This window comes from Agromyces binzhouensis, from assembly GCF_042672355.1.
In the GTDB taxonomy this organism is placed as follows: Bacteria; Actinomycetota; Actinomycetes; order Actinomycetales; family Microbacteriaceae; genus Agromyces; species Agromyces binzhouensis.
In genome coordinates this window covers 117,496-132,323 of the sequence record NZ_JBHXVJ010000001.1, presented here as the reverse complement: position 1 = coordinate 132,323, position 14,828 = coordinate 117,496, and the positions used below count along the sequence as shown (strand labels likewise).

15 protein-coding genes are annotated in these 14,828 nt (G+C 72.6%); 5 read left to right on the top strand and 10 right to left on the bottom strand.

What is annotated here, in order from left to right:
* Nucleotides 1-28 precede the first annotated feature (28 nt).
* Complete coding sequence (locus tag ACFVHK_RS00690; protein ID WP_376927127.1) at nucleotides 29-736, top strand: NUDIX hydrolase; 708 nt, start codon at nucleotides 29-31, stop codon at nucleotides 734-736.
* Between the two features lie 4 nt (nucleotides 737-740).
* On the opposite strand, the gene ACFVHK_RS00685 is transcribed toward ACFVHK_RS00690, so the two are convergent.
* The 7 genes from ACFVHK_RS00685 to ACFVHK_RS00655 form a co-directional block, all read right to left on the bottom strand.
* Nucleotides 741-1,538: an HAD-IIA family hydrolase gene (locus ACFVHK_RS00685; RefSeq protein WP_376927126.1), complete on the bottom strand. Its 798-nt coding sequence runs from the start codon at nucleotides 1,536-1,538 to the stop codon at nucleotides 741-743.
* Nucleotides 1,539-1,615: 77 nt separating this feature from the next.
* Nucleotides 1,616-2,005 (bottom strand): UBP-type zinc finger domain-containing protein, encoded by a 390-nt coding sequence (locus tag ACFVHK_RS00680; RefSeq protein ID WP_129235255.1) that lies wholly within the window; start codon nucleotides 2,003-2,005, stop codon nucleotides 1,616-1,618.
* Complete coding sequence (locus ACFVHK_RS00675) at nucleotides 2,002-3,645, bottom strand: FAD-dependent oxidoreductase (protein ID WP_376927125.1); 1,644 nt, start codon at nucleotides 3,643-3,645, stop codon at nucleotides 2,002-2,004. The genes ACFVHK_RS00680 and ACFVHK_RS00675 overlap by 4 nt, the downstream gene beginning before the upstream one ends.
* 52 nt (nucleotides 3,646-3,697) lie before the next feature.
* On the bottom strand, nucleotides 3,698-4,357 hold the full coding sequence (locus ACFVHK_RS00670) for a metal-dependent transcriptional regulator (RefSeq protein ID WP_376927124.1): 660 nt from the start codon (nucleotides 4,355-4,357) through the stop codon (nucleotides 3,698-3,700).
* Nucleotides 4,358-4,437: 80 nt separating this feature from the next.
* A complete protein-coding gene (locus ACFVHK_RS00665) occupies nucleotides 4,438-5,334 on the bottom strand; it encodes a metal ABC transporter permease (RefSeq protein WP_376927123.1) in 897 nt (298 codons plus the stop codon).
* Between the two features lies 1 nt (nucleotide 5,335).
* Nucleotides 5,336-6,124 (bottom strand): metal ABC transporter ATP-binding protein, encoded by a 789-nt coding sequence (locus tag ACFVHK_RS00660; RefSeq protein ID WP_129235699.1) that lies wholly within the window; start codon nucleotides 6,122-6,124, stop codon nucleotides 5,336-5,338.
* Nucleotides 6,121-7,038 (bottom strand): metal ABC transporter substrate-binding protein, encoded by a 918-nt coding sequence (locus ACFVHK_RS00655; protein ID WP_376927122.1) that lies wholly within the window; start codon nucleotides 7,036-7,038, stop codon nucleotides 6,121-6,123. The genes ACFVHK_RS00660 and ACFVHK_RS00655 overlap by 4 nt, the downstream gene beginning before the upstream one ends.
* Before the next feature lie 174 nt (nucleotides 7,039-7,212).
* On the opposite strand from ACFVHK_RS00655, the gene ACFVHK_RS00650 reads away from it, so the two are divergent.
* From ACFVHK_RS00650 to ACFVHK_RS00640, 3 genes are all read left to right on the top strand, one after another.
* Nucleotides 7,213-7,845 carry a TrmH family RNA methyltransferase gene (locus tag ACFVHK_RS00650; RefSeq protein ID WP_376927641.1) on the top strand — a complete coding sequence of 211 codons (633 nt, stop codon included), beginning with the start codon at nucleotides 7,213-7,215 and terminating at the stop codon, nucleotides 7,843-7,845.
* 82 nt (nucleotides 7,846-7,927) lie between these two features.
* Nucleotides 7,928-8,560 (top strand): TetR/AcrR family transcriptional regulator, encoded by a 633-nt coding sequence (locus tag ACFVHK_RS00645; RefSeq protein WP_376927121.1) that lies wholly within the window; start codon nucleotides 7,928-7,930, stop codon nucleotides 8,558-8,560.
* Between the two features lie 280 nt (nucleotides 8,561-8,840).
* Complete coding sequence (locus tag ACFVHK_RS00640) at nucleotides 8,841-9,209, top strand: DUF4440 domain-containing protein (RefSeq protein WP_129234446.1); 369 nt, start codon at nucleotides 8,841-8,843, stop codon at nucleotides 9,207-9,209.
* A 69-nt stretch (nucleotides 9,210-9,278) separates the two neighbouring features.
* On the opposite strand, the gene ACFVHK_RS00635 is transcribed toward ACFVHK_RS00640, so the two are convergent.
* From ACFVHK_RS00635 to argG, 3 genes are all read right to left on the bottom strand, one after another.
* Entirely contained in the window at nucleotides 9,279-9,917 is a 639-nt protein-coding gene (locus ACFVHK_RS00635; RefSeq protein ID WP_376927120.1) for a TetR/AcrR family transcriptional regulator, read from the bottom strand.
* Nucleotides 9,918-10,036: 119 nt separating this feature from the next.
* Nucleotides 10,037-11,512 carry a cardiolipin synthase gene (gene cls, locus ACFVHK_RS00630; protein WP_376927119.1) on the bottom strand — a complete coding sequence of 492 codons (1,476 nt, stop codon included), beginning with the start codon at nucleotides 11,510-11,512 and terminating at the stop codon, nucleotides 10,037-10,039.
* Nucleotides 11,513-11,708: 196 nt separating this feature from the next.
* The gene (gene argG, locus ACFVHK_RS00625; protein WP_376927118.1) at nucleotides 11,709-13,136 is read right to left on the bottom strand and encodes an argininosuccinate synthase; all 1,428 of its coding nucleotides are present in this window, start codon (nucleotides 13,134-13,136) and stop codon (nucleotides 11,709-11,711) included.
* Between the two features lie 208 nt (nucleotides 13,137-13,344).
* Between argG and ACFVHK_RS00620 the strand changes: the two genes are divergently transcribed.
* Nucleotides 13,345-14,787 carry a S8 family peptidase gene (locus tag ACFVHK_RS00620; protein ID WP_376927117.1) on the top strand — a complete coding sequence of 481 codons (1,443 nt, stop codon included), beginning with the start codon at nucleotides 13,345-13,347 and terminating at the stop codon, nucleotides 14,785-14,787.
* Nucleotides 14,788-14,828: the final 41 nt, after the last annotated feature.

The window sequence follows — 14,828 nt, the reverse complement described above, 5'->3', positions numbered from 1 at the left end:
CCACGACGACCCGGGCTACGCTCGACGGGTGACCTCCCGGGACGGCGCGATCCGATCGGCGCGCACGCAGCTGACCGCGCTCGTCGGTGACGAGGAGCTGCGCGACGTCTGGCGGTCGGCCCGGCCGCCGATCGACTCCGCGGCCGACCGCGCGGCGGCGGTGCTCGTGCTCTTCGGCGTGCTCGACGGCCTGCCGAGCGACCATGAGGCGCAGGCCGCGGCGGTCTCGCGCGACCTCGACGTGCTGCTGCTCGCGCGCGCCGACACGCTGCGCTCCCACGCGGGCCAGATCGCGTTCCCGGGCGGCCGCGTGGAGCCCGGCGACGCCGACGTCGTCGCCGCGGCGCTCCGCGAGGCGCGCGAGGAGACCGGGCTCGACCCCACGGGCGTCGAGGTGCTCGGCGAGCTCGATCCCATCCCGCTCGCCTACTCGCGCCACCTCGTGACCCCGGTGCTCGGGTGGTGGGCCCAGCCGAGCCCGGTGCACGCGGTCGACGTGGCCGAGTCGTCGGCCGTCTTCCGGACGCCGGTCGCCGACCTGCTCGACCCGGAGAACCGGCGGACGACGGTGCTCCGCCGCGACGGCGACGAGTGGCGCGGGCCCGGCTTCCTCGTCACGTCGGGCGGCGCCGACCGACTGGTCTGGGGCTTCACGGCGATGGTCCTCGACGCGATGTTCGAGGCGCTCGCGTGGACCGAGCCATGGGATCGCGCCCGCGAGCTCGACCTGGAGTGACCGGCTACAGGTCGGACTCGACGGGCTCGCTCGAGACGAGCTCGAACACGCCGTCGAGGATCTCGTCGGGCCGGAACGGGTACTTCTCGATCTCGCGCTGGTCGCTGATGCCGGTGAGCACGAGCACCGTGTGCAGGCCGGCCTCGATGCCCGCCACGATGTCGGTGTCCATGCGGTCGCCGATCATCGCGGTGTGCTCGGAGTGCGCGCCGATCTTGTTCAGCGCCGAGCGGAACATCATCGGGTTGGGCTTGCCGACGACGTAGGGCTCGCGTCCGGTCGCCTTGGTGATGAGCGCGGCGATCGCCCCGGTCGCGGGCAGCGGCCCGTCGGCGCTCGGCCCGGTGGCGTCGGGGTTGGTCACGATGAACCGGGCGCCCGCGCCGATCAGCCGGATCGCCTTCGTGATCGCGTCGAACGAGTAGTTGCGGGTCTCGCCCACGACGACGAAGTCGGGGTCGGTCTCGGTCATGATGAAGCCGGCCTCGTGCAGCGCGGTGAGGATGCCGGCCTCGCCGATGACGAACGCGGATCCGCCGGGGACCTGCTGCTTGAGGAAGTCCGCGGTCGCGAGCGCGGAGGTCCAGATGCGCTCCTCGGGCACGTGGAGGCCCGACGAGCGGAGCCGCGCCGACAGGTCGCGGGCCGTGAAGATGGAGTTGTTCGTCAGCACGAGGTAGGGCGTGCCCGCGTCCTCCCACTGCCGCAGCAGGTCGGCCGCGCCGGGGAGGGCGTGGTTCTCGTGCACCAGCACGCCGTCCATGTCGGTGAGCCAGGCTTCGACCTCATCGCGTTTCGCCATGGGCACAGCCTAGGCCGCCCGCATCACAGCGCGATGAACGGCGGATGCCGCGCGCGCGACGCGCGACGCGTCGCTGGTCACGGGTGGAGCAGCTCCTGCCAGTTCTCGGGAACGCTGCCGTTCGGCCCGGGGCAGGCCTGGTCCTCCGGCCGCCACCGCGGCGGGGCGAGCGGCACGTGCCGTGCGCCTCGTTCGGCGGCGTAGTCCCAGAACCACTCCTCGCCGGGTTCGAACGACGCCGCGACGACGTGCCCCTCCTCCTCGGCGTGCCGGCGCGCGTGCTGCCCGGGGGATGCGTCGCAGCACCCGATGTGCCCGCAGTCGACGCAGCGCCGCAGGTGCCACCACCAGCCGCCGAGGTCGAGGCACTCGGCGCAGCCCGTGCCGGAGGGCGCAGGCGCGAGCTCCGGATCGACGGTCGCCTCGGGGTCGCCGCCGCGACCGTCTGCGTCCTGCGTGCCGTTCATGCAAACACCTCCGCCGTGGCGAGCGCCCGATGGACCGACGCTACCGCGCTCGAGCCCTCGCCGACCGCGGCGGCGACGCGTTTCATCGACCCGCGGCGTACGTCGCCGGCGGCGAAGACGCGTGGCACCGAGGTCTCGAAGGGCAGCGGCATCCGCCCCGCCGTGCGCCAGACGTCGCCGAGGGCGAGCACGTCGGCGCCGGTGCGGACGAAGCCGTCGTCGTCGCGCTCCAGGTCGGCGAGCCAGTCGGTGGCGGGGACCGCGCCGATGAAGCAGAACAGGGCCCGGCAGTCGACCGTCTCGTCGACTGCGCCGGTGAGCGTCACGCGTGCGAGCGTCCCGTCGCCGTCCAGCGCGGAGACCTGGGTGCCCGTGTGCACGTCGATGCGCGGGTCCTCGCGGATCCGGTCGACGAGGTAGCTCGACATCCGGTCGCCCAGCTCGCCCGAGCGCACCACGAGCCGAACGCGGCATCCGCCCTGCGCCAACGCGAGCGCGGCCTGCCCGGCGGAGTTCGCCCCGCCGACGACCACGACGTCGGACCCGGAGGCCTGTCGGACCTCGAGTGCCGTCGCGGCGTGGTGGATGCCGGCGCCCTCGAACTCGTCCCATCGGGCGATCGGGAGGCCGCGGTACGCGACGCCGGTGGTGACGACGACCGCGCGTGCCCGGACGATCGCGCCGTCGGCGAGCAGCAGTCGGTGCGCTCCGGTCTCGGCGTCGAGCTTCACGACCGGGCACGGCGCCGCGATGCGCACCCCGAACTTGAACGCCTGCAGCGAGGCCTGCGACGTCAGGGCGCCGCCGCTCACGCCGAACGGGAAGCCGAGGTAGTTCTCGATGCGCGACGTCGTCGCCGACTGGCCGCCCGGTGCGACGGCATCCAGCAGCACGGTGCGGAGCCCCTCCGAGGCCCCGTAGATCGCCGCCGCGAGGCCGGCGGGCCCGGCGCCGACGACCGCGAGGTCGAACTCGGTGTCGTCCTCCGACGCGTAGGCGAGTCCCAGCATCTCGGCGACCCGGCCCGGCGTGGCGTTGCGGACGATCTCGCCCTGCACGATGGCGACGGGCAGGTCGTCGCGCGTGTAGCCGTGCGACCAGATGTCGTGGGTGAGCTCGGGGTCGTCGACGTCGATCCACGTGTGCACGAGTTCGAGCCGCTCGGCGTAGCGGCGGAGGGCCTGCGACTCCTGCGACTGGGATCCGACGAGCTTCAGCGTCCATGCGGCCGGACCGTGCCGGAGCAGCTCGCGGCGGGCCCAGAGCGTCCGGAGCATGAGGTCGCAGAGCTCGTCGTCCTCGGCCATCATCCGCTGGAGCGCGTCGTGGTCGATGCGCAGCACCCGCCCGGGCGCGGTGACGCGTGCGGTCAGGAAGGCCCGCTGCCCGTTGAGCAGGCCGAGCTCGCCGACGAACGTGCGGGGGCCGAGGCGGGCGAGCTGCGTCTCCTCGGTCCACCACAGCGCCTCGCGCACGACCTCGACCTCGCCGGTCTCGACGAGGATCAGGTCGTACGACCGGTCGCCGGCCGCGAAGAGGACGTCGCCCTCGGCGACGTCCTGCGGCGCGCCGTAGCGTCTGAGTCGCGACCACTGCGCGTCAGTGAGTTCCGGGGTGATCTTCTCGCCGGCAGCGCCCATCCCCCCATCCTCGCCGACGGAGGGCGCGTGCGGCAGGGGGTTCAGCGACTGCTCAGGCGGTGATCCAGATGCCGGCCGCGGCGGTGCGCGGGATGGCGTGGTCGGCGCCGCCGAGCGCGACGCCGACGGCGGCGGGCTCCGAGGCATCCGTCACCCGCAGTTCGCTGCCCGGACCCACCCCGGCCGTCTCGAGTTCCCGGAGCACGGCCGGGTCGCGATCGCTGATCCGGATGACGCGGCCCACGTGTCCCGCGGTCGCCTCGTCGAGGCGCACCGACGGCTCGCTCACGAGCGTGCCGTCGGCCCGGGGGATGGCGTCGCCGTGGGGATCGCGCTCGGGCCGGCCGAGGCGGTCGTCGATGGCCTCGAGCAGCCGGTCGGAGACCGCGTGCTCGAGCACCTCGGCCTCGTCGTGCACCTCGTCCCAGGCGTAGCCCATCTCGCGGACGAGCCAGGTCTCGATGAGCCGGTGGCGGCGGACCACCGCGAGCGCCCGGGCGCGGCCGTCGTCGGTGAGGCGGATGGCGCCGTAGGGCACGTGCTGCACGAGCCCCTGCGCGGCCATCTTCTTCACCATCTCGGTGACGGACGATGGGGCGACGCCGAGCGCCGCGGCGAGCCCGGACGGCGTGATCGCGTCGGGCTGCCACTCGGTGTGGCCGTAGATCGTCTTGAGGTAGTCCTCGACGGCGGGGCTGCTGGTCGCGGGCATCGGCCCCACCATACCCGCGTCCGTTCGGCGCGGGGCGCGGCGGGAGGATGGCCCGGGGCGGGCGTCGCCCCACGACCCCGTCAGGCGGGCTGCCGTGCGGTCTCGGTGGTCCGCGCCGCACTCGTGCGTCGGCGGCGCGCGGCGGCCAGGCTCCGGCCGATCACGCCGTGCCGCGGTGCGAAGAGGTAGACGAGCGCGAACACCACGCCCATCGTCAGCACGACCATGCCGCCCGACGCTGCGTCGAGGTAGTAGCTGGCGTAGATGCCGACGATCGCGCAGGCCGCGGCGATGGCCGGCGAGATCACGAGCATCCGCGCGAAGCGGTCGGTGAGCAGGTACGCAGTCGCTCCGGGGATGATGACCATGGCGACGACGAGCACGACGCCGACGGCCTGCAGCGCCACCACGACCGTGAGCGCGAGGAGCCCGAGCAGCAACGCGCCGAGGACCTTCGGGTTCAGCCCGATCGCGTGCGCGTGGGTCGGGTCGAACGCGTACAGCGTGAGGTCGCGGCGCTTGAGCACGAGGACGACGAGCGTGAACGCCCCGAGCGCCAGCACCTGCACCAGGTCGGCTGCGCTCACGCCGAGCAGGTTGCCGAAGAGGATGTGCCCGAGGTCGGTCTGGCTCGGCACGACCGAGATGAGCACGAGCCCGAGCGCGAAGAGCGTCGTGAAGACCACGCCGATCGCGGCGTCCTCCTTCACGCGGCTCGTCGAGCGCACGAGGAAGATCAGCGCGACCGCGCCGAGTCCGAACACGAGCGCTCCGACCGCGAACGGCGTCCCCAGCAGGTACGCGATCACGACGCCGGGCAGCACCGCGTGCGAGACCGCGTCGCCCATGAGCGACCACCCGATGAGCACGAGCCAGCAGCTGAGCACGCCGCACACGATCGCGGCGGTGATGGTGACGAGGAAGGCGCGCTGCATGAAGTCGTAGGCGAGCGGTTCGAGCAGCAGGTCGAGCAGCATGTCAGTCGCCTCCGTCGGTCGGCCGCCGGGTCGCGAGGTCGAGGCCGAACGCCCGGGCCAGCTGCTCCGGCTGCAGCGCCTCGGCCGGCGTTCCGTGCAGCAGCACGCGTCGCAGGAGGAGGATCGCCTCGTCGGCGAGTCGCGGCAGCGCCTCGAGGTCGTGCGAGGACACGAGCACGGTCGCTCCGCCGTCCGCGAGCTCGCGCAGCAGGTCGGTGATCGTCGCCTCGCTGCGCTTGTCTACGCCCGCGAACGGCTCGTCGAGCAGGAGCAGGTCGGCCCCCTGCGCGAGGCCGCGCGCGACGAATGCGCGCTTGCGCTGCCCCCCGGAGAGCGCGCCGATGCGGCGGTCGGCCAGGTCGGCGAGTTCGACGCGGTCGAGCGCCTCGGCGACGGCGTCACGGTCGGCGCGCCGCGGTCGCCGCGTGAACCCCTGGAACCCGTACCGGCCCATCATCACGACGTCGTGCACGCTGAGGGGGAACGACCAGTCGACCTCCTCGCTCTGCGGCACGTAGCCCACCGCGCCCGCCCTCCGCGCCTGGCGCGGCGATCGGCCGCCGATCGAGACGGTGCCGCGGTCGGGGCGGACGTTGCCCATGATCGCCTTGAAGAGCGTCGACTTGCCGGACCCGTTCATGCCGATGAGCCCGCAGATCGTGCCGCGGCGGAGCGTCAGGCTCACGTCGTCGAGTGCGAGCACGTCGCCGTAGTGCACGGTGATCCCGTGGACGTCGAGCGCGGCCTCGCCCGTCGGAGGGCGGCGGGCGGATGTCGCGGGGCCGCTCATCGTGCGCCCCCGGTGAGCGCCTCGGTGATGACCTCCGCGTCGTGGCGGAGCAGGTCGAGGTAGGTGGGCACGGGGCCGTCGGGCTCCGAGAGCGAGTCGACGTAGAGGACGCCGCCGAACGCGGCATCCGTCGCCTCGACCACCTGCTGCATGGCCTCGTCGGAGACGGTGGACTCGCAGAACACCGCGGGGACGCCCTGCTCGTCGATGAACTCGATGGTCGCGGCGACCTGCTGCGGCGTCGCCTGCTGCTCGGCGTTCACGGCCCAGAGGTACTGCTCGGTGAGCCCGGCGTCTCGTGCGAGGTAGGAGAACGCGCCCTCGCAGGTCACCAGCGCCCGTTCGTTCGCCGGCAGCGCCGAGAGCTCGGCGATCATCTCGTCGTGCACGGCCTGGAGCTCGGCCCGGTAGGCCTCGCCGTTGGCGGCGTAGTCGTCGGCGTGCGCGGGATCGAGCTCGGAGAACGCGTCGACCATGTTGTCGACGTAGACCTGCGTGTTGAGCGCGGACATCCACGCGTGCGGGTTCGGCAGTCCCTCCGCCTCGCCGTCGGCGATCGACATGACCTCGACGCCGTCGCTGACGACCACGTGCGGCACGTCGAGGTCGGCGACGAACCGTTCGAACCACGCCTCGAGGTTCAGCCCGTTGTCGAGGATGAGGTCGGCCTGGGACGCGCGTCGCAGGTCGCCCGGCGTCGGCTCGTAGCCGTGGATCTCGGCGCCGACCTTGGTGATGGACTCGACGCGGAGGTGGTCGCCGGCGACCTCGTCGGCGATGTCGGCGAGCACCGTGAAGGTCGTGAGCACGACGGGGCGACCGTCGTCCTCGCCGTTCGCCGGCAGGCCGGAGCAGCCGCTGAGCGCGAGGGCTGCGGCGGTGAGCATCGTGGCGACGGCGGCACGTTTCGGCATACCGAAATCGTAGCGTCTTTTCGGTGAGCCGAAAGCACCTTGGGTCTCATGCGTCGGCGCTCCCGCGGTCGCTCCGGCCGAGCGCCGCAGGCGCTCCAGCGCGCCTGCGGCTAGCGTGGTCGCGTGGTCGATGAGCGAGCGGATGGCGCTGCCGCGCCCGGCACCGCCGACGACGTGCCGCACGAGGAGCCGTCGCTCCCGCTGCACGGGGTCGGACCGTGGCCCGGCGGCCGCGAAGCCTGGCCCGACGATTCCCGCTACGACCCCGAACTGCTCGAGCACGGCGACCGCCGGAACGTCGTGGACCGCTACCGGTACTGGTCGCTCGACGCGATCGTCGCCGACCTCGACACCCGGCGGCATCCGTTCCACGTCGCCATCGAGAACTGGCAGCACGACCTCAACATCGGCTCCATCGTGCGAACGGCGAACGCCTTCGCGGCCGAGACGGTGCACATCATCGGCCGCCGGCGATGGAATCGACGTGGCGCGATGGTCACCGACCGGTACCAGCACCTCATGCACCATCCCGACGTGTCCGACTTCACCGACTGGGCGCGGGCCGAGGGGCTGCCGGTCGTCGCCGTCGACAACGTCGAGGGCTCGGAGCCCGTCGACCTCGTCGAGCTGCCCGAGCGGTGCGTGCTGCTCTTCGGGCAGGAGGGTCCCGGCCTGAGCGAGGAGGCGCTGGCCGCCTCCGATCGCGTCGTCGAGATCACGCAGTACGGGTCGACCCGATCGATCAACGCGAGCGCGGCCGCGGCGATCGTCATGCACGAATGGGTGCGGCGGCACGCACGTCCGTGACGCGGCGTGCGGGCCGCGTCCGCCGGCGCGACCGGCCGGAATTCGATTGGCCACGCGGACAAGAGCGGCCTACCATCGGAGGATGGCCACCCGACTGGACCCCGCCGAGCGCCGCGAGCAGATCATCGCCGCGACGCTCCGCCTGGTCGCCCGCGACGGCTTCGCGCGCGTCACGCTGCGCGACGTCGCCGCCGAGGTCGGGGTGGTCCACGGCCTCATCCGCCACTACTTCGCCACGCGCGAGCAGCTCGTCGCCGCGGCGTTCGACGCCGCCGTGCTCGCCGAGGCGGCCGAGGACGAGGAGCTCGCGACACGGCTCGAGCCGATCCCCGCGCTCGCCGACTGGCTCTCGACGACCCCGCGCGACCACTACTTCGTCTGGATCGACGCGTGGAGCGAGGCGCCGCGCAACCCCGAGCTGCACGCGTCGCTCACGCGCCACCATCGCGACTCCGACGCTCGCCTCGCCGGGATCATCCGACGCATCGTCGCGGCCGGCGACGGCACGAGCGCCGACCCGGAGGCCGACGCACGGACCCTCACGGCGCTCATCGACGGACTCGCGGTGCAGCACCACGCCCTCGGGCTCATCGACGAGGCGGAGGCCGACCGGATCGCCTTCCGCACGGCCGAGGCGCGGCTGGGGCTCGAAGCCGGCGTGCTCGTCCGCTCGCGCGCCACGCCCGACCGGAGCCGCTGGGCCGTGACGCACTGAGCCGGGCCGGCCGGGGCCTCGTGCCTCGTGCGGTCGCGACGCCGGCGTCGCTCGAGGAGACCTCCGGGACCCGCGAGCGCCACGGCGGATTCGCCTCGATCGGCCTGTACCGACCGACCGACCGATGCCGACCTCGACGTCGTCGCCGCGGAGTTCGGGCCGCATCGCCTCGCGGTGGAGGACGCCCGGAAGGGGCACCAGCGGCCGAAGCTCGAGCGGTACGGCCAGACGCTTCGCGATCTTCACGCGCCGCAACCGGATGTAGGCGTAGCGTGGCCGCATGACCGAGATCACCGACGATCTGCCCGCCCGACTCCTCCACGAGGAGCACGCCGGATGGCGCGCCATCCTCGACGGCCACGGCGGCGAGCACTACGCCCGCGCGATGACCCGTGACGCGGTCATGATCGTCGAGGGGGCGTTCCTCGGGCGCGACGACGTGATCGCCGCCTTCCGGAGCTCGCCGCCGTGGGACGCCTACGAGATCCACGAGCCCGCGATCGTCCGACTCGGCGACCGGGCCGGGATCCTCGCCTACCGCGCGGTCGCGCGGCGCGGCGATGACGTGGCCGACCTCAGGATGTCGACCACCTACCTCTACGCCGACGGCGCGTGGCACGTGGCCGCGCACCAGCAGACGCCGGCCTAGCGGGCCCCTCGGGGCGCTCCCGCAGTGCGCCGCTCGGCACGGGGTCGGGCACGCCGTGGAGGTCGATCCTCAGTGTTCCCCGGCGAGTTCCGGGGTGTCGGCGATGAGCGCGCCGGCCTCGCGCCAGGAGAGCCCGGCCGTGCCCAGCGCGGCGAGCATGACCAGACGGCGGCCCTCCGGATCGGTCAGGTCGGCGCGCGCGGCCTCGGCGAGCACGGCGAGCGCCGACTCCTGGATGAGCCGCGCGAGGACGGCCTGGGGGATGTCGTCGCGCACGGTGCCGTCGGCGACGCCGCGGGCGACGAACGCGGCGAGGCGCCGGCGCACGGCGTCGAGCGACGACGCGGCGCGCTCGACGTAGGGCTGGCGGAGGGCGACCTGCGCGAGGAGGCGCACATGGTCGACGGCGTCCCACAGGCGCGCGCAGAGGAGTGCGATCGCGACGGGCGCGTCGGCGTGGTCGGTGGTGGATGCCGCGGCGACGAGCCGCTCGGCCCCCCGCTCGATCAGTGCGACGATGAGCTCGTCGCGGCCGGAGAAGTGCCCGTAGAGTGCGCGGCGGCTCAGGCCCGCGGCGGCCGCGACGGCCTCGAGCGACGCATCGGGTTCGGTCGCGAGGATCACCACGGCGGCGTTGAGGAGGGCTTCGCGGTTCTGCGCCGCGTCCCGACGGCGAGAGCGGCGGCCCGCGTCGGTGTCGGACGGCATCCGGCCAGTCTACGGAGAACATGCACATCGATGTGCAAGTTCTCGCGAACGCGCAGCGAACGCCCAGCCACGTGCCGCGCGCACCGGCGCGCGCCGCGGCCCGCGGCATCCGTCGTCGACTACTGCAGTGCCGACGTGAGGCGTGCGATGCCGTCGAGGAACGTCGCCGACGCCGGTTCGCGGTTCCACTCCTCGAGCGTGAGCTCGCGCCCGAGCTCCCGGTAGCGAGCCTCGACCTCGCGCATGTCGGCCACGAACGACGCCCCGCGGACGAGCATCGTGACCTCGAAGTTCAGCGCGAACGACCGGATGTCCATGTTGCTCGAGCCGATCACGGCGACGTCGTCGTCGATCGAGACGTGCTTCGCATGCAGGATGAACGGGCCCGGGTACAGCCAGATCCGCACGCCCGCGGTCAGCAGGGCGCGGTAGTACGAGCGCTGGGCGTGCCACACCCCGCCCTGGTCGCCGATCTCGGACACGAACAGCTGCACGTCGAGCCCGCGCAGCTTCGCCGACGTGATCGCGTAGACCATCGCCTCGTCGGGCACGAAGTACGGGCTCGTGATGATGACCCGCTCCTGCGCCGAGTTCACCAGGGTGAGGAACTGCCGCAGGTTGTTCTCGCTCTCGAACGCCGGACCGCTCGGCACGACCTGGCAGTCCAACGCATCGGCCGAGGTGTCGACCTGCAGCTCCTCGACCGGCGTGTTCGCCTCGGCTCCGAGCACCTCGCCCGTCTCCGCGTACCAGTCGGAGCGGAACACCGCGTTGAGCTCGACCACGGCGGGTCCGGTGACCCTCGCCACGAGCTCCTGCCACTTCAGGCCGCGCTTGAGGTTCTTGGGCGAGTCGTAGCTCCGGTCGATGAGGTTCTGGGACCCCATGTGCCCGACCACGCCGTCGACGACGACGATCTTGCGGTGGTTGCGCAGGTCGGGCCGCTGCCACTCGCCCTTGAACGGCCGCACGGGCAGCAGGTAGTGCCACTCGACGCCGATCCGGTCCAGCTCCTCGACGGTGGCCTTGTGCAGGGGGACCTTCGACGAGGCGATGTGGTCCATGAGCAGCCGGACGCGGACGCCCCGGCGGACCGCGTCCTCCATCGCCGCGAAGAAGCCCCGCGTCGTGTCGTCGAACGCGACGATGAAGAACTCCACGTGCACGAAGCGCGACGCGGTGGCGATGTCGGCCGCCATCGCGTCGATCGAGCCCTGGTAGTCGTCGATCAGGGTCGCACGATTGCCGGATGTCGCGGGCAGGCCGGTCAACCGGGTGTTCTGCGCGACCGTCGAGTCGAACCACGCCGGCCACGCCTCGTGATCGGCGACGAGGTCGAGGTCGGCCGTCCGTTCGGCGATCATCCGGTCGGCCTCCTGCTGCCGCGCCATCCGCTGCTTCGGCAACCGGATGTTGCCGATGAGCAGGTACAGCAGGATGCCGACGAACGGGATCAGGAAGATGGCGAGCAGCCACGCCATCGCGGCGGTCGGCTTCCGGTCCCTGGGGATGATGATGAGCGCCGCGATGCGGATCACCCAGTCGAGGAGGACCACGAGGCCGCCGACGACCGCGGCCCACTCGCCGCCGCTCATGCCCGAACGTCCCGACGGTCGATACGGTCGTGCATCGCAGCCTCCCCGAGCGGTCGCGAGGCGCGCAGCGTCACGCGGCGCGCGGATGTCGCCGAGTATGGCACCGACTGCGCCGTGCGCGCGAGAGGCGGCCCAGTCGGGCGGGGCCGGGCACGGATGCCGCGTTCCGGCCGGTGGCGCCCGGAACGCGCGCGTGTCAGTCGGTGCCGAGGTCGAACGCGGCGGCCTCGTTCGCGGCATCCGTCGCCGCGTCGAGCGCGGTCTCGGCCTCGCCGGCGAGGATCTCGGACGCCCGGCCCGCGGCGATCTCGCCCACGAGCTGCGCGGTGGCGCCGCCGACGATGCCGAGCGCCGCGTACTGCTCGAGGCGCGCACGCGAATCGGCGATGTCGAGGTTGCGCATGGTGAGCTGGCCGATGCGGTCCTCGGGGCCGAACGCCTGGTCGCCGACGCGCTCCATCGACAGCTTGTCGGGGTGGTAGCTGAGCGCCGGGCCCGACGTGTCGAGGATCGTGTAGTCGTCGCCGCGGCGGAGCCGCAGCGTGACCTCGCCGGTGACCGCCGAGGCGACCCACTTGACGATCGACTCGCGCAGCATGAGCGACTGCGGGTCGAGCCACCGGCCCTCGTACATGAGGCGACCGAGGCGGCGACCCTCGTTGTGGTAGTTCGCGACGGTGTCCTCGTTGTGCACGGCGTTGAGGAGCCGCTCGTAGGTGATGTGCAGCAGGGCCATGCCGGGCGCCTCGTAGATGCCGCGCGACTTCGCCTCGATGATGCGGTTCTCGATCTGGTCGCTCATGCCGAGTCCGTGGCGCCCGCCGATGCGGTTCGCCTCGAGCACGAGCTCGACCGGGTCGTCGAACTCGACGCCGTTGAGCGCGACCGGGCGGCCCTGGTCGTACCGGACCGTGACGTCCTCGCCCTCGATCGCGACCGACTCGTCCCAGAAGCGCACGCCCATGATCGGCTCGACGATCGTGACGCCGGCGTCGAGCTCCTCGAGCTTCTTGGCCTCGTGCGTGGCGCCCCAGATGTTGGCATCCGTCGAATAGGCCTTCTCGACCGACGCGCGGTAGGGCAGGTCGCGGGCCTGCATCCACTCGCTCATCTCAGTGCGCCCGCCGAGCTCGGTGACGAACGCGCTGTCGAGCCAGGGCTTGTAGATGCGCAGCCGGGGGTTGGCCATGAGGCCGTAGCGGTAGAACCGCTCGATGTCGTTGCCCTTGTAGGTGGAGCCGTCGCCCCAGATGTCGACGCCGTCCTCCATCATGGCGCGCACGAGCATCGTGCCCGTGACCGCGCGGCCGAGCGGCGTCGTGTTGAAGTACGTCTTGCCGCCCGAGCGGATGTGGAAGGCGCCGCACTGCAGGGCGACGAGGCCCTCCTCGACGAGCGCGGTCTTCACGTCGACGAGTCGGCTGATCTCGGCGCCGTACTCGACCGCGCGGCCGGGGACGGCCTCGACGTCGGGCTCGTCGGGCTGGCCGAGGTCGGCGGTGTAGGTGCACGGCACCGCACCCTTCTCGCGCATCCAGGCGACCGCCACGGAGGTGTCGAGACCCCCGGAGAAGGCGATGCCGACGCGCTCGCCGACGGGAAGGCTCGAGAGGACTTTCGACATGCCGACAAGCCTACTTGCGCGCATGCGCGCGAGACGACGCGCCGACGGGAAGGGATATCCCCCGGACGGGGGACACGCCGATAGGCTCGCCGGACCGGCCGCGCGGCCCTACACCGACGCCGCCGATCGTCGCACCCACTGGACACGCCGGTCCGACGGCCCACGCTGCCGTCGGTGCACCACTCCACGCACATCGAACGGAGACAGGATGAGGAACCACAAGGTGATCGGCGCGGCATCCGCCGTCGCCCTGGCCGTGGGCCTGGTCGGGACGGCAGCCGCCGTGCCCGCCGCCGCGGCCGGCCCGGAGAGCACCTACCTCGTGCTCGCGCCGCAGGGCGCGAACACGAAGGCCGCCGCCAAGCGCGTCGCGGCGGCCGGCGGCACCGTCGTCGCCAGCTACGACCAGATCGGCGTGCTCGTGGCGTCGTCGACGAACACGGCGTTCGAGACCTCGGTCGTCGGCGCGGGCGTGCAGTCCGTCGCCTCGACCGACGGGCTCGGGACGACGCTGATCGACGACGAGGCGATCGAGGTGCTCGACGAGTCGGCGCTCGAGGCGACCGGCGACCCGACCGCGGAGCCCTACTGGAGCTACCAGTGGGACATGGAGCAGATCGACGTCCCCGAGGCGCACGCGGTGACCACGGGCGACCCGTCGGTCGTCGTCGGCGTGCTCGACTCGGGCATCGACTACACCCACCCCGACCTCGCATCGCAGGTGGCGTTCGACCAGAGCGCCTCGTGCCTCGGCGGCGTCGTCGACACCGATCCGGCCGCGTGGCGGAACACCACGTCGTCGCACGGCACGCACGTCGCGGGCACGATCGCGGCGGCGATCAACGGCGTCGGCATCGCGGGCGTCGCGCCCGGCGTGAAGGTCGCCTCGGTCAAGGTCGTGAACGACGACGGCTACATCTACCCCGAGGCCGCGATCTGCGCCTACCTCTGGGCCGCGGACCACGGCATGCCGATCACGAACAACAGCTACTACATCGACCCGTGGGAGTTCAACTGCGTGAACGACCCGCGCCAGCGCCCGGTCTGGCAGGCCGTGCAGCGCGCGCTGAGCTACTCGCAGTCGAAGGGCACGCTCACCGTGGCGTCGGCCGGCAACAGCAACGTCGACCTGCAGCACAAGTTCATCGACGACGGCAGCCCGAACGACGGCAGCTACCCCGTCGAGGACCGCACGATCAACGGCGCGTGCCGCGACCTCCCGGCCGAGGCGCCGGGCGTCGTGACGGTCTCGGCCGTCGGCCCGACCGAGCAGAAGAGCTACTACTCCTCGTACGGCCAGGGCGTCGTCGACGTCACCGCTCCGGGCGGTGACACGCGCTTCCGCACCGGTGGCGCGTCGTCCACCATCACGGACGCCGTGCTCTCGACCGTCCCGGGCGGCTGGGGCTGGTCGCAGGGCACCTCGATGGCGGGCCCGCACGCGGCCGGCGTCGCCGCGCTGGCGATCTCGGCGCACCCCGACATGAAGGTCGGCCAGCTCGCGTCGTTCCTCGAGCGCACCGCCACGGCACTCGAGTGCCCGGAGGGCGTCTACGAGCCGCGTCCGGGCTACCCGGCGACGTGCACGGGCGGCGAGCGCAACGGCTTCTACGGAGCCGGCAACGTCAACGCGTTCAACGTCGTGCAGTGACGCGCTGAGCGATCCACCGTGAGGGGTCGGGCCTCCGGGCC

Coding starts and splice junctions, on each gene's coding strand:
- ACFVHK_RS00685 (WP_376927126.1), bottom strand. CDS start 1,538: ATGGCGAAACGCGATGAGGTCGAAGCCTGGCTCACCGACATGGACGGC.
- ACFVHK_RS00680 (WP_129235255.1), bottom strand. CDS start 2,005: ATGAACGGCACGCAGGACGCAGACGGTCGCGGCGGCGACCCCGAGGCG.
- ACFVHK_RS00675 (WP_376927125.1), bottom strand. CDS start 3,645: ATGGGCGCTGCCGGCGAGAAGATCACCCCGGAACTCACTGACGCGCAG.
- ACFVHK_RS00670 (WP_376927124.1), bottom strand. CDS start 4,357: ATGCCCGCGACCAGCAGCCCCGCCGTCGAGGACTACCTCAAGACGATC.
- ACFVHK_RS00665 (WP_376927123.1), bottom strand. CDS start 5,334: ATGCTGCTCGACCTGCTGCTCGAACCGCTCGCCTACGACTTCATGCAG.
- ACFVHK_RS00660 (WP_129235699.1), bottom strand. CDS start 6,124: ATGAGCGGCCCCGCGACATCCGCCCGCCGCCCTCCGACGGGCGAGGCC.
- ACFVHK_RS00655 (WP_376927122.1), bottom strand. CDS start 7,038: ATGCCGAAACGTGCCGCCGTCGCCACGATGCTCACCGCCGCAGCCCTC.
- ACFVHK_RS00645 (WP_376927121.1), top strand. CDS start 7,928: ATGGCCACCCGACTGGACCCCGCCGAGCGCCGCGAGCAGATCATCGCC.
- ACFVHK_RS00640 (WP_129234446.1), top strand. CDS start 8,841: ATGACCGAGATCACCGACGATCTGCCCGCCCGACTCCTCCACGAGGAG.
- ACFVHK_RS00635 (WP_376927120.1), bottom strand. CDS start 9,917: ATGCCGTCCGACACCGACGCGGGCCGCCGCTCTCGCCGTCGGGACGCG.
- cls (WP_376927119.1), bottom strand. CDS start 11,512: ATGAGCGGCGGCGAGTGGGCCGCGGTCGTCGGCGGCCTCGTGGTCCTC.
- argG (WP_376927118.1), bottom strand. CDS start 13,136: ATGTCGAAAGTCCTCTCGAGCCTTCCCGTCGGCGAGCGCGTCGGCATC.
- ACFVHK_RS00620 (WP_376927117.1), top strand. CDS start 13,345: ATGAGGAACCACAAGGTGATCGGCGCGGCATCCGCCGTCGCCCTGGCC.